Source organism: Streptomyces sp. NPDC005263 (assembly GCF_042872365.1).
GTDB lineage: Bacteria > Actinomycetota > Actinomycetes > Streptomycetales > Streptomycetaceae > Streptomyces.
The window spans coordinates 435789-449623 of record NZ_JBIAKJ010000003.1; the positions used below are offsets into that span (position 1 = coordinate 435789).

Below are 13835 nucleotides of genomic sequence, written 5' to 3' on the forward strand. Positions count from 1 at the left end.
AGAGCGGCCCGTACCGACCGGTCAACGATTAGCCGCCTGGTCCCGGTGAGTTCACCTGGATGTCGTTTTGGCTTCCTAAGTTTCCCCAGAATCCCCCCACGCAGCGGTAAACCCAAGAACACAGCTAATGCTGGGTAAAAAGAACACAGGAGTGCCATGACCACGGTCCAGAACAGACGTGCACGTGCGCGTGGAGGGGAGCTGGACGACTGCTTGCGTGCCTGTGCCGCACACAGCGGGAAACTCGTCGGCAGCATCGACCGCCGCCGCGTCGAACTCGCCGAACAGCTTCGCAAGCTGCTGGTCGTGTGGGGCACGACCTCTGTCGCCGCCCCCGCGCCCGCCCCGGCCGCCGGGGCCACCGCGCTGCTCAAGCGGGCCGTCAAGGGCCCCGCCACCCCCTCGGTGAACATCGGCAACGACCTGCTGGACGCCCTGCTGGCCGTCGCCAACAAAGCCCTGGAGTGCGGCTACGACGACGAGTTGAACCTCGCCCTGGTCATCAGTGACACCGTCCTGGCCCAGCGCAAGAACTCCCGCGCCGGCTGGCGGCTGCGCGCCCGTCTCCTGGAGGGCCTCGGCGAGGAGACCGAGGCGCTGGAGGCGTACGAGCGCTACCTCGCCCTCACCGACGACGACGGCTTCGGCGTCCGCGCCCGGATCGACGGCCTGAAGATCGCCGCCGACAAGGAACGGGAGCTGATCGCCCTCCTGCGCCGCCAGGTGCCGCGCGCCCAGGACTTCACGCGCCGCCCCGCCACCGACGTCTGGGCCGAGGGTCTCGCCGCGCACGCCGTGGGCGACTGGACCGAGGCCGAACCCCGTCTCGTGGGAGCGCTCCTCTCACTGGCCGCCGAGAACGCCCCGGTACAGGACCGCCAGGAGCTGCTCAGCCAGTACCTCGACCTGCGCACCGCCGTCCCCGGCGTCGACCTGCCCGCGCTCACCGAGGCCGTCGCCCTCTACGCCGACCAGCGCCGCAGCCGGATGCGCGGACCCGTCGCCGACCCGACCGTCGGCGGGGTGCGGTGGATCACCCTGGGCGAGTTCCGCAACCAGATCGCCGGCAAGTCGATCTGCCTGATCGCCAACTCCGGCCGGGTCGGCGCCAGTTCGATGGGCGCCCAGATCGACGCCTACGACCTGGTGGTGCGCTTCAACTCCTACCGGATCGACCCCCGGCACACCGGCAGCCGCACCGACATCCACGCCACCATCCACAAGCACGGCTTCAACTGGGACCAGCACGTCACCACCCGGCTCGTCTTCGGCGGCGTGTCCGGCGACTGGAAGTACTCGCTGCGCAACCGCCTGGTGCCCGGCGCCCAGACCCACCTCGGCGACGAGTCGCTGCGCTGGCCCGTACGCAACATCGGCAGGCTCGGCAGCGACGTCTGGTCGGGCATCCCGACCACCGGCTTCAACATGCTGTGGCTGCTGGACTTCCTGGACGTCAGCCCCACCCTGGACCTGATCGGCTTCGACTTCTACGAGAGCGGCGCCTACCGCGTCCCGGAGGCCATGAAGCTGGCCATCACGTCCGTGCACGAATACACCAGCGAGAAGGACTGGGTCATGCAGCGGGCCCAGAGCGTGACCGACGTGAGGATATCCCTGCGATGACCATGACCTCCCAGGCCACGGCCGCCCCCCAGGCCCCGGCGACCGACGCGCACGCGCTCACCGGCAAACGCCGCATCGCCTTCGCCAGCTACGTCGACGAGAACTACCTCCCCGGCTTCCTCGTGCTGCTGCGCAGCCTCGCCCTGTCCAACCCGGGCGTGTGCGAGGACTTCGTCGTCCTCTACGACGACCTGCGCCCCGGCTCGATCGCCAAGATCCGCGACCTGCACCCGCGGATCGTGCTGCGCCGGGTGAACGACACCCACTACGACTCGTACAAGAAGGGCGACCAGGACAACTACCTGGTCCGCAAGGCGTACTTCATCCTCGACGTCTTCCGGCTGCGCGAGTACGACACGATCATCACGCTCGACACCGACATGGTCGTCCTCGGTGACCTGAGCGAACTGCTTCAACTGCGCGAGGGACTGGCGGCCGTCTCGCAGTTCTTCTACGGCCAGCACAAGCTCAACTCGGGTCTGCTGGTCATCCAGCGCGAGTACCTGTCCGACGCGTTCTGCGCCAAGCTCGACGCGACCGGCCGCAGCGGCGACTACGAACTCGACAAGCACGACCAGGGCATCCTCAACGCCGTCCTGGACGGCGACTTCGTCCGCCTCGACCCGCGCTACAACTTCGTCAAGCGACGGCTGTCCGGCGACCTGCCGGTCCCCGACGACACGGCGATCCTGCACTTCACCGGCCGCCACAAGCCCTGGCAGGGCGGCGAGGCCGGCTACAGCCAGGCCGAGGCCCGCTGGCGCGAGTTCGACCTGTCCGACGCCGACTTCCACGCCGCCTACCTCGCCAAGGGCGGCGGCCTCCACCACGACCTGCTGGTCCACTACGGCACCCCGCACGTCGCCCGCACCGCCGACGTGGAAGTGGCCCGCAAGGTCGCCGCCGCGCACATCTCCACCGGCGACTACCAGGACGCCGTCGACATCCTCGGCAGCGTCCGGATCCCGCTCGACGAGGCCTGGCCGCACGAGGTGTACGGGCACGCCCTGATGAGCGTCTCCCGCTACGAGGAGGCCAGGACGCAGCTGCTGCTGGCCACCGCGGCCCCCAACCGGGCCGCCACCGCCTACGCCCGCCTCGCCCAGATGGCCTGGGTGCACGGCGACAACAACGAGGCCCTCCGGTACGCCACGGCCGGCCTGTCCGTCGACCCCACCCACCGCTCCAACCGGCTGTGGGCACAGCGCGCGGCCTCCGTACCGGCCCAGGAACTGGGCGCCGCCGAGGACCAGCTCGCGCACGTCGCCTTCTACATGGACCGCCAGGGCAACGCGGGCGACAAGCTGCTGCCGGAGAGCGTCCGCTCCGCCTTCGGGCCGGACACCACCTCCCGCCGCTGGCACTCCGTGCACGCCCACCGGCTCTTCGACGAGGCCGCCCTGCAGCGGGTCAACCGCCGCCGGGGCCTGGTCATCGGCGGTGGCGGGCTGTTCATCCCGGACACCATGCCGAACGGCAACAGCGCCTGGCAGTGGAACGTCCCGGACGAGCTGCTCAACCGCATCGACGTCCCCATAGCGGTCTTCGCGGTCGGCTTCAACGCCTTCGACGGCCAGTCCTACCGGGCGAACCGGTTCCGGGAGTCACTGCGTCAACTCGTCGAGCAGTCCTCCTTCTTCGGGCTGCGCAACCACGGCTCGATCGAGAAGGTGCGGGCCATGATCCCGGCCCACCTGCACGACAAGGTGCGCTTCCAGCCGTGTCCGACGACGGTCACCCGCCACCTCGTGCCGGGCTGGCAGGACCCGGTGAAGCGCGACGACACCATCCTGATCAACGCCGCCTACGACCGGGCGGGCCTGCGCTTCGGCCACGACTACGGCTACTTCCTGGACCAGATGGCGCGCGCCGTACGGGACCTGGGCGAGCTGGCCGAGGTGCGGTGCGTGGCGCACTCCCTCGACGACGAGAAGATCGTCTTCGACCTGCGCCGCGAGCACGGCATCTCGCTGCCGGTCATCCCGATGTACGACTTCGAGAACGACCAGATCACCGACCTGTACGCGCGCACCAAGCTGGTGATCGGCATGCGCGGCCACGCGGGCATGATCCCGTTCGGCTGCGGCACGCCCATCATCAGCCTGATCTCGCACCCGAAGATGGCGTACTTCCTGCGGGACATCGAGCGCCCGGAGTGGGGCGTCTCGGTGCACGACCGGAACCTCGCCGCGCGCCTGGTGGAACGGTCGAGGGACCTGCTCGCCGACCACGACAGGACGGTCGCGGACGTGCACGGCCGACAGCAGGAGCTGTGGAAGGTCACCGAGGCGAACGCGGCCGACCTCCGGGTCATCCTGGGCGGCTGACCGATGGCGACCGCCCTGGCCGACGACACCCCCGCCGAGGCACGGTCGCGTGCGGACGACCGCCGGTCACCGTCCTGGTGGCCGGTGGTCGCCCTGCCCGCCGTGGCGGCCGTGGTGTACACCGCGGCCACCCGCCGCCTCACCGGTGACCTGCACTACGTCCTCGGTGCCCTGCGCACCGGCGCGAAGGCCGGTTACTCGCCGTCGGAGGTCTTCACCCACCGGCCGTACTTCTACCGGTGGTTCGTCGCCGGCCTCGACCGGGTCTCCTTCGGCGGTACGCCGGCCGTCCGCGAGGCCGTGATCGGGGCGACGGGCATCCTGCTCGCCGCCGCGTCGGCCTACGCCCTGCACCTGGCGCTGACCCGCCGGGTCACCGGACGCGAGGCGGCCCTCACGGCGGGCGCCACCGGCCTCGCCCTGATCCTGGCGCCCCGCAACGACTTCCTCCAGCCGGAGTGGGCGGCGGTGGTGCTGACGGTGTTCGGCGTCGCCGCCGGACTCGGCCCGTCCCGGCCGTGGCCCGCGGCCCTGCTCGCCGCGCTGCCGCTCGGCCTCGCCGTGATGATGAAGTACTCCACCGCCGCGACCGCCGCCATCGGCGTGCTCCTCGTGTACGCCGTCGACCGGGGCCGGGCCGTACGGCTCGCGCTGGTCGGGGTGCCCGCGGCGGTGGCCCTGTTCGGGCTGAGCGTGCTCGGCGGGTCCCACGAGTGGCAGTGGACCGAGGACATGCCGCAGATCAACCAGTCGGCGCTCAGCCGCACCGGCATCCACCCCGGCTTCATCCTGGACCGCACGGCGGACTTCCTGGCCGACCGGGCGGTGCAGAGCCCGGTGCTGCTCCTGCTCCCGGGGGCGCTGCTGCTGGTGCTGGCCCGGGTGCCCGGGCGGGGCCGGCGGATCGAACTGGCCCTGGTGGCGTTCACCATCGGCCTGGGCGCACAGGCGGTCGTCGTCGTGCAGGGCAACTGGTTCCTGTACCACGGTGCCCAGATGCCGGTGCTCGCCGCCGCCCTGTGGGGCATCGCCGTGGGCGGCGCCCGCCGCTCGCCGTGGTGCTTCGGCGCCGTGTCCCTGCTGTACGGCGCGCTGCCGGTGCTGTACGCCGGCGCGGACGGGGCACTGCAACGGCCGTACCTGGTCTGGGCGTTGGGGTTCCTCGCCCTGATCGCGGCGGTGCTGGACGTGATGCTGGAGGCCCGCTCCCGCGTCCGGGTCCGGGACCAGGAGACGGAACCCCGCCCCGCGCGCGGCGTCCGGCCCGCCGCCCTGGCCGCCGTCACCCTCACCGGAGTCGTCTGCCTGGCCGCGAGCATGTGGCCCGGCTCCCCGCACCTGGTGCAGTACGGCAAGGTCAGGATGACCAACGCCGGATACCTGGCCGGGATGCGCGACACCGAGGCGGAGGCCGACCGGCTCCGCGCCCGGATGCCCGACGGCGCCCCGGTCCTCTACCTGGCCTTCGGCGACACCACGTACTACGTCGACCACCCCGCGCGGTGCCGCTACCCGATCGCCACGTTCCTCCAGCGCACCCGCTACCTCCCGGACGTCACCGAACTGAAGTCCTTCCGCGAGAACGAGAACTGCGTCGACCACGACCCGGCCCCCTACGCCATCCTGGACCGCGCCTGGTTCCGCCCCGCCCGGGTCGACAAGGAACTGTGGCGACGCGTCACCGCCGTGTACGACTGCCCGCGCTCGACGGGCGGCCCCACGACGGTGCTGTGCACCCGCAGGCCCTCAGCGCAGCCCCAGTGACGCGGTGACCTCCCGAGCCAGCGCCACCGAGTAGCTCTGCCCCCGGTCCTGGGGGTAGATCTGGGCCATCGTCACCAGCGTGACGCGGCTCATCGGGGTCTCGTGGGGCGGGATCAGGGCGCGGTACTCGGGGGTCACCACCGGCTGGGCGAAACCGGCCTTGGAGAAGTGCCAGTCCTTGATCCAGGACTCGTCGAAGTCCGGGTTGACGCGGCGCAGGTAGGGCGTGAACCTGGCCAGCAGTTCGGCCGGTTCGGTGGTGAAGCGCCAGTCCTCGCGTTCGACGTAGTTGCCGACGTAGAGGATGTGCCGGCCGCCGTACACGGACGGGTCGATCATCTTCGTGTGCTCGACCACCGCGAGGAACGGGAAGTCGGGCTCGTTGATGTTGAGCCAGTAGTACGGGATCACGCTGCGGTCCAACTCCAGCACGAAGCAGGTCGCGCCCAGGTACTGGTTCTTCCACACCGCGTGGTCGGCGGGCAGCCCCGCCGCCTTGGCGAAGGCGGGCTGCGGGGTGGTGACGATCAGCCGCTCGAACTCGTACGTCGAGCCGTCCGCGCAGGTCACCACGGCAGGCGCGGCAGCGTCGTCGACGGACTGCCGGATCGACTCCACCGCCTTGCCGAACTCGACCTTGCCGCCGCGCTCCTCGATCCCGTCCCTCAGTGCGGCGTACACCCGCTCGAAACCGCCGTCCACATAGCCGAGTTCGAAGGTGCGGCAGTGGATCCGGGCCCACAGCCAGGCCATCGACACCCGCTCGGCGCGGTCGCCGAACTTGCCCCGCAGCAGCGGCTCCCAGATCGCCGCGGTGGCCTTCTTGCCGGCCCAGCGGCGCAGCCAGGCGAGCGCGGTCAGGTCGTTGAAGCGCTCTCCGTTCCGGACCGCCTTCAGCAGCGCCGAGGAACCGGCGAAGCGGACCGCGTCCACCGGGGAGAACTCCGGGAAGCGCAGCATGTCGAACGGGGTGGTGAAGTCGATGAGCCGGCCGCCCCGGTAGATGCCCGTGGTCGGCCGGTGGAAGCGCAGCGCGTCGCCGAGCCCCAGCTCCTCGATCAGGGCGATCATCGCCTTGTCGCTGCGGAAGATGTGGTGGTAGTAGCGCTCCAGCGGTACCCCGCCCACCTCCAACGAGGCCGCCAGACCGCCCAGTTCGGCGGCCGCCTCAAGCAGGGTCACCTGGTGGCCCGCCCGTACGGCGTCCCAGGCGGCGGTCAGGCCGGTGGCACCCGCGCCGATGATGCCGAGGTTCATGCGAAGCTCCATTTTCTGTTGAGCACGAACTGGAGCGCCAGGACCAGCGGCAGCGAACCCGCCTTGACCAGGTTCGCGTCGATCCCCAGCCCGTCGGTGAAGACGAGGAAGAGCAGATACGTCAGGGCGATGCCGGTCAGGCCCACGGCGTAGAAGCGCAGGAAGCGCAGGACCATCCGGTCGCGCCGGTCGAAGGTGAACCGCGCGTTCAGGACGAAGTTGTTGGCGATGCCGAGGGTCGTGCTGATCACGTTGGCGAGCTGCTCGTCCATCCCGGCGAGGTTGTGCAGCAGCAGGAACACCACGAGGTCGAGGGCGACCCCGCTGCCGCCGATCAGGGTGTACCGGACCAGTTGGCGCAGGGTCCGCGAGGTGGGCGCGGGGGCCGGCGGGGCCGTGGTCTCAGCGGTCACCGTCACCGCCCCGCTCGTCCCCGTCGGCGGTGCCGAGCACCTCGCGCACCAGGTACAGCGGGCGCCCCTGGGCCTCGCTGTAGATACGCCCTATGTACGCGCCGATGACACCCAGGGACAGCATCTGCGTGCCGCCAAGGAACAGCACGACACACATCAGCATCGTCCAGCCGGACACCGTGATCTCGGGCCGGAAGAACTTCATGGCCAGCGCGTACACGATGCCGACCAGGGACAGCGCGAGCACCCCGAAACCGAGCCGGGTGATCATCTTCAGGGGAGCGGTGGAGAAGCTGGTGACACCGTCGACCGCGAGCCGGGCCATCTTGCGCAGCGGGTACTTGGTCTCGCCCGCGAACCGTTCGTCGCGGTCGAAGGACACCTCCCGCTGCCGGTAGCCCATCGAGGCGACGATGCCGCGTACGAAGCGACTGCGCTCGCGGTACCTGCGCAGCTCGTCGGCGACCTTGCGGTCCAGCAGCCTGAAGTCCCCGGTGTCCAGCGGGATGTCCACGTCGGTGGAGGCGCGCAGGACGCGGTAGTAGGCGTGCGCGGTGGCCCGTTTGAAGGCGCTGTCCTGCCGGCTGCGGCGGCGCGCGTGCACGATGTCGGCGCCCTCGCGCCAGGCGTCGACCAGCTCCAGGCTGACCTTCGGCGGATCCTGGAGGTCGGTGTCCATCACGATCACCGCGTCGCCCTCGGCGTGGTCGAGGCCCGCGGTGATGGCGATCTGGTGCCCGAAGTTGCGGGCGAAGTCGACCACCCGCACCCGCGGATCGTGTTCCGCGAGGTCCTTGAGGATCGGGAGCGAGCCGTCGGTGGACCCGTCGTTGACGTACACCAACTGCACGTCCAGGTCCGGCCGGCCGGCCAGGGCGGCGGTGAGCTCGGCGTGGAAGGCCGCGATGCCGTCCTGCTCGTTGTAGACCGGCAGGACGTACGAGATGAGCGGCCGCCGCGCGGGCCCCGGCTCCACAGCCGTGAGGACGACGGGTGCCGGGGCGGCGGGCGATCGTATGTCCTGCTGGGTCATGTGGACCCGGCCGAGGAATCGAACGGGATTGACCCGAAAACTGTCTGACGCATTGGGGGAAGCTATGGAGCCTTCGTGAACCCCGGCCGAACAGATTCCGTCCGGAAGCCGACTTCCCCGTTTCTCTTCACTCCCGGTGTTATACGGAAGGATCTATTCCGAGAAGTGGGCAAGCGGAGTACAGCAGATCAGGTTGATTCGCTCAGCGGCGTACGGCCTTCTTCAGGGCCCGCGCCCGCCGCACCACCCGACGTGCCGTGGAGTTGCGGGGCAGGAACGCCAGCCGCTGCGGGATGCCGCCCGGCAGCCCCAGCGCGGTGAGCCGCTTGCGCTTGAAATAGCGCCGGGTGCGTGCCCGGAAGCGCTTCGCGAGATAGCGTTCCGCGGCCGGCCGCAGGGACGGGTAGATCTGCGGCTGCATGCTGAAACCGACCGCGGTGACCAGGTCGCCCAGTTCGTCGGCCGGGACCGCGTCCTCGCCCGCCCCGTCCTCCAGGTCCGGCAGGACGGCGTCGGCCAGCACGGCGGGCACCCGGTTGCTGTTCTGGTAGGGCGCGAGCCGTTCCAGCAGCGGCTCGGTGCCGATGCGGGCGACCGGCAGGTCGTAGAACGTGGACGCGGTGAACAGCGCGGTGGAGAAGCAGCCGACGGCCAGCGCGGGCCGGACCTTCTCGAACAGCACCTCGGCCAGCACCGGCGTGTCCAGGACGGTGAGGTCCACCCCGAGCTTCTCGGCCTCGGTCTCCAGGGCGCGGCTGTAGCGGGCCGGTGCGGTGGGGTGCGGCTTGAAGACGACAGTCCGGTGCCCGCGCCGCACCGCCCCGCGCATCATCCGCACATGGAGGTCCTCCTCCTCGGCGGGGGAGAGTATGTCCAGCGCGGACAGGTACTGGCCGAGCAGCAGCGCCGCGTCCTCCGGCAGGCGGGGCAACTCGTCCACGGACGCCGTGAGTTCACCCATCACCTTCAGGAAGGCGTCGGTCGGCACCAGGTGCGCGGGCACGTCGAACTCGGTCAGCAGCATCGGCGTCAGACCCGGCACCAGGTCCAGGTGCAGCAGCCGGCGCACCCGGGTGCCGACCAGCGGGTCGATCTTGTTGCGGGTCGGGCCGTAGCTCATCAGGCCGTCGGCGTAGACGTCCACGGGGGCGTCGGTGAACAGCTGGGCCACCGTGAGGGCCGGAGTGACCTGGATGGACTCCAGGACCAGTTCGATCCGGTCGTCACCCAGCCCCCACAGCAGCCGCAGATAGCGCTCGAGCAGCGGGATGTCGTCGGGGCGCGGGGACCAGGCCCCCGGGTGGAAGGGGCGGATGGCCTCGTTCCACGACAGCACCTCGTCGAAGTGGCTGCGCAGCGGCTCGAAGCCCGGCATGGTGTCGAGGGCCGGGGTGGTCTCCGGGGTGGCGGAGTTGTTGAAGACCAGCAGCACCCGGCGGTCCGGCTCCGCGAACAGGTCGGAGTCGATCGCGGCGGCCAGGGTGGCGGCCCCGTACAGCGTCGAGGCGCAGAGGATCTGGGTGGTGCCACGAGGGCTGAGGAGGGGCATCAGGCGGCCGCCTTCGGTGTGGTGACCCGGCGCCGCAGCCGCCGGAGCTTGGCGGAACGGCGGATGTCCATGGTCTCGAGTACGTCACCGAGCGCGTCCTGCGGCATGCGCTGGATCGCCGCCGCGCTCATCGCCCGCAGCTGCTTGGCCACGGCCGGTTCCCACTTGGACTCGTCGGACAGATGGTGGGCGATGATCGCGCAGTAGGTGCGCACCGCCTTCGGCAGCAGCCGGTCGGCGTCCCGGTCGCCGGCCGTCTCCTCGATCACCTGGTCGAAGGCGCGGATGAAGTCGAGCTGGCGGGCGTCGCCGATCTGGGTCAGTGAGGAGGCGACCCCGCGCCGGTAGAACACGCCCAGCAGGCTCACCACCGCGAACGACTCCGCCTCACGGTGCAGCTTCCAGATCCACGGCCGGTCCTCGGCCGTACGCAGCCCGTCGGTGAAGTGCAGCAGGCCCCGGTCCAGCAGGCGGCGGTGGTAGGCGCCGGCCCAGGCGTAGGCGTAGTCCACGGAGGTGGTGCGGTCGGCGGGCAGGATCGCCTCACGCGGGTTCAGTACCTCGTGGCGGCGGCCGACCGGGACCCGGTGCACGGTCCGGGCGCGGGCGGTGGCCTGCACATGGTCGGTGCGGACGAAGTCGACGTCCAGCTCCTCGATGGCCGCCACCAGCTCGGAGAGGTAGCCGGGGGCCAGCCAGTCGTCGCCGTCCAGGAACGTCAGGTACTCGCCCTGGGCCGCGTCCAGGCCGGTGTTGCGGGCGGTGGCGAGCCCCCCGTTCTCGTCGTGGCGGATCAGACGCACCTGCGCGACGTCCGACAGCTCATCGGCCGCCCGTTCGAGAATGGCCGGGGTCTCGTCCTTGGATTTGTCGTCGACCAGCACGAACTCGAAGTCCGGCCGGGCATTCAGGCGAAGGCTTCGGAGGGTGTCCGGGGCGAATTGCTGCACGTTGTAGAACGGCACGATCACGGAAAGCTTTGGCACCTGCAAAACCCTAGGAGGCTGCCCGGCTGCGCAACTTTCCGGTGCCCGTACAGAGGGTGAACTCAATGTGTCGGAACGGTGCATCCAGTGTACTTTCCGCTCCGCGACGGGCCAGTTCGGCTTCCGGTGGGCTGTTGTTAACTTTTCGTTGAGTCACGGTTGGGCCGGACCTAGAAATTGCTTCCTAGCGTCGTCGTCGTGCCGTCAAGTACAACGAACCCCCCGCGAATCGCCGTCCTCGCGGACTCGGACACCCGCTGGAAATGGGGTGCGCTGACCGCGGACCGCATCGTTCCCGATCCGTCCATGGAAGCCGCATCCCGCGAGGACACGCAAGTCCGTCCCGCGCTGGACGGATTCCTGCTGCGCGGACGGGCCACGCCCACCCCCCGCCAGCTGGAGGAAGTGGGGGTGCGCGCGGAGTCCCTGCGGGAGGTGACGGCCGTCGAGTTCCTGCGCGCCATGGCGGAGGAGTCGTACGACCTCGTCGTGCTCGCCCTCGTCGGCGGCGGGGTGCAGGCGATGCTGCACGGCCTCAAGCGGGTGTGGGAGGGCCGGGAGAAGCGTCCCGTCGTCGTCACCGGCTACGTCGGCGTCGTCTACGAGAAGCTCACCGACGGCCTGCTGCTGCGGCACGGCGCGGACCTGGTCCTCGCCAACTCCCGCCAGGACGCGGAGCGGTTCCGTGCCGTGTACGAGGGGGTGGGCGCCGACGCCTCCGCGGTGACCGAGGTGGCGCTGCCGTTCCTCGGCGGGGCCCCGTACGAGGGCGAACACGACCCCTACACGGTGGTGTTCGCGGTGCAGCCGTCCGTGCCGGACAGCCGCAAGGACCGTACGTATCTGCTGAAGCGGCTGATCCAGCACGCCCGGCTGCACCCCGAGCGCGAGGTGCTGCTCAAGCTGCGCTCCAAGCCGGGCGAACACACCACGCACATCGAGGAAGAGCCGTACCAGAAGCTGGTCCAGCGGCTCGACCCGCCGGCCAACTTCCGCCTGGTGTACGGGAACATGGGCGAGGTCCTCGACCGGACCGACCTGCTGGTCACCGTCAGCTCGACGGCCGCGCTCGAGTCCCTGCACCGGCGCATCCCCACGGTCGTCCTGACCGACCTGGGCGTGCGCGAGGTCCTCGGCAACCACCACTTCGTCGGCTCCGGGTGCCTCGCCTCCTGGGACCAGCTGGACGCCGGACACCGGCCGACGCCCGACGAGGAGTGGGTGGCCCGGCAGGGCGTCGCCACGGACGGCTCGTACGCCACCGCCTTCGACGCGGCCCGCGAACGCATCGCCAAGCTGCTCGGCCGCCCCGGCGGCCTCGCGCCCCTGACCCCGTACTACACACCGTCTACCGCCCCCGGCTACCTGCCCGGCATCCTCGCCCGCCACCACCTCGGCCCCGACGGCAGCGTTCTGCCGGGGGCACCCTCGGCCGACAAGGAGCCCGGGCCTGTCCGGCAGATCGTGCGCCGGGCCGCGCGGGGGGCCTACCGGCACGGGGTGCAGCGGGTGGCGCCCGTCATTCGGCGGATGGGGGAGCTGTGAGCGCCCCGGGAAGTGCCGCGCCCCTGTCGGGCGGCTCCGCCGCCCTCCCCAGCTCTGCGAACTCTGCGAACTCTGCGCAAGGAGTGCAATCCATGTCTGACTCCCCGGCACACGCGGGCGCTTCGGTCCGCCGGGTGCTCGCGGTCATCCCGGCGCGCGGCGGCTCCAAGGGCGTGCCCGCGAAGAACCTCGCCCCCGTCGGCGGCGTTCCGCTGGTGGCGCGGGCGGTGCGCGAGTGCCGGGCCACCCGGCTGGTGACGGACGTCGTGGTGTCCACCGACGACCAGGCCATCGCGGCCGCCGCCCGCCAGGCCGGCGCCGAGGTCGTGCTGCGGCCCGCCGCCATCGCCGGTGACACGGCCACCTCGGAGGCCGCCGTCCTGCACGCCATGGACGCCCACGAGGCCCTGCACGGGTCGCCCGTCGACGTCGTCCTGCTCGTGCAGTGCACCAGCCCCTTCATCCTCCGCGAGGACATCGACGGCGTGGCCGGCGCGGTCGTCGAGAACGGCGCCGACACCGCGGTGACCGTGGCGCCCTTCCACGGCTTCATCTGGCGGGACGCGGAAGACGGCATCAACTCGGCCGACGACACCGGCGGTTACGGCGTCAACCACGACAAGTCCTTCCGCCCCCGCCGCCAGGACCGCCCCCAGGACCTCCTGGAGACCGGCGCCGCCTACGCGATGGAGGCGACGGGCTTCCGCAAGCACCAGCACCGCTTCTTCGGTCACACGGAACTCGTCCGCACGGACCCGGCCCGCGTCCTGGAGATCGACGACCCGCACGAGCTGGCCCGCGCCCGCGCGCTGGCCCCCTTCTTCGACGCGAACCGCCCCGGTTCGCTGCCGACCGCCGACGACATCGACGCGGTCGTACTGGACTTCGACGGCACCCAGACCGATGACCGGGTGCTGATCGACGCCGATGGAAAGGAGTTCGTCTCCGTGCACCGCGGGGACGGCCTCGGCATCGCCGCCCTGCGCAGGAGCGGCCTGAACATGCTGATCCTCTCCACGGAGCAGAACCCGGTCGTCGCCGCCCGGGCCCGGAAACTCAAGATCCCGGTCCTGCACGGCATCGACCGCAAGGACCTCGCACTGAAGCAGTGGTGCGAGGAGCAGGGCATCGCGCCTGAGCGCGTGCTCTACGTCGGCAACGACGTCAACGACCTCCCGTGCTTCGCCCTCGTGGGCTGGCCCGTGGCGGTCGCGAGCGCCCACGACGTCGTGCGCGGCGCCGCACGCGCGGTCACCACCGTCCCCGGTGGCGACGGCGCGATCCGAGAGATCGCCAGCTGGATCCTCGGCCCCTCTCTCGACTCCCTCAACAAGTAAG

10 protein-coding genes are annotated in these 13835 nt (G+C 70.7%); 5 read left to right on the forward strand and 5 right to left on the reverse strand.

Annotated elements, in window-relative coordinates; all coding sequences use genetic code 11:
• Positions 1-156: 156 nt before the first annotated feature.
• Genes ACFYRY_RS15585 through ACFYRY_RS15595 form a run of 3 tightly spaced genes read left to right on the forward strand, consistent with a single transcriptional unit; the run spans position 157 to position 5714 of the window.
• Positions 157-1623 carry a glycosyltransferase family 29 protein gene (locus ACFYRY_RS15585; RefSeq protein WP_389144740.1) on the forward strand — a complete coding sequence of 489 codons (1467 nt, stop codon included), beginning with the start codon at positions 157-159 and terminating at the stop codon, positions 1621-1623.
• Positions 1620-3950, forward strand: a complete 2331-nt coding sequence (locus ACFYRY_RS15590; protein WP_389144743.1) for a glycosyltransferase — start codon at positions 1620-1622, stop codon at positions 3948-3950. Before ACFYRY_RS15585 ends, ACFYRY_RS15590 begins: the two co-directional genes overlap by 4 nt.
• Before the next feature lie 3 nt (positions 3951-3953).
• Positions 3954-5714, forward strand: a complete 1761-nt coding sequence (locus ACFYRY_RS15595; protein WP_389144745.1) for a hypothetical protein — start codon at positions 3954-3956, stop codon at positions 5712-5714.
• On the opposite strand, the gene ACFYRY_RS15600 is transcribed toward ACFYRY_RS15595, so the two are convergent.
• From ACFYRY_RS15600 to ACFYRY_RS15620, 5 genes are all read right to left on the reverse strand, one after another.
• Positions 5697-6971 carry an NAD(P)/FAD-dependent oxidoreductase gene (locus ACFYRY_RS15600; protein WP_389144748.1) on the reverse strand — a complete coding sequence of 425 codons (1275 nt, stop codon included), beginning with the start codon at positions 6969-6971 and terminating at the stop codon, positions 5697-5699. The two genes, ACFYRY_RS15595 and ACFYRY_RS15600, sit on opposite strands and share 18 nt — an antisense overlap.
• The gene (locus tag ACFYRY_RS15605; RefSeq protein WP_389144751.1) at positions 6968-7384 is read right to left on the reverse strand and encodes a GtrA family protein; all 417 of its coding nucleotides are present in this window, start codon (positions 7382-7384) and stop codon (positions 6968-6970) included. Before ACFYRY_RS15605 ends, ACFYRY_RS15600 begins: the two co-directional genes overlap by 4 nt.
• The gene (locus tag ACFYRY_RS15610; RefSeq protein ID WP_389144754.1) at positions 7374-8417 is read right to left on the reverse strand and encodes a glycosyltransferase family 2 protein; all 1044 of its coding nucleotides are present in this window, start codon (positions 8415-8417) and stop codon (positions 7374-7376) included. Before ACFYRY_RS15610 ends, ACFYRY_RS15605 begins: the two co-directional genes overlap by 11 nt.
• 202 nt (positions 8418-8619) lie before the next feature.
• Complete coding sequence (locus ACFYRY_RS15615; protein WP_389144757.1) at positions 8620-9966, reverse strand: alpha-2,8-polysialyltransferase family protein; 1347 nt, start codon at positions 9964-9966, stop codon at positions 8620-8622.
• Complete coding sequence (locus tag ACFYRY_RS15620; RefSeq protein WP_389144760.1) at positions 9966-10952, reverse strand: glycosyltransferase family 2 protein; 987 nt, start codon at positions 10950-10952, stop codon at positions 9966-9968. The genes ACFYRY_RS15615 and ACFYRY_RS15620 overlap by 1 nt, the downstream gene beginning before the upstream one ends.
• Before the next feature lie 198 nt (positions 10953-11150).
• Between ACFYRY_RS15620 and ACFYRY_RS15625 the strand changes: the two genes are divergently transcribed.
• Complete coding sequence (locus tag ACFYRY_RS15625) at positions 11151-12497, forward strand: DUF6716 putative glycosyltransferase (RefSeq protein WP_389144763.1); 1347 nt, start codon at positions 11151-11153, stop codon at positions 12495-12497.
• A gap of 92 nt (positions 12498-12589) precedes the next feature.
• A complete protein-coding gene (locus ACFYRY_RS15630; protein ID WP_389144765.1) occupies positions 12590-13834 on the forward strand; it encodes a cytidylyltransferase domain-containing protein in 1245 nt (414 codons plus the stop codon).
• Position 13835: the final 1 nt, after the last annotated feature.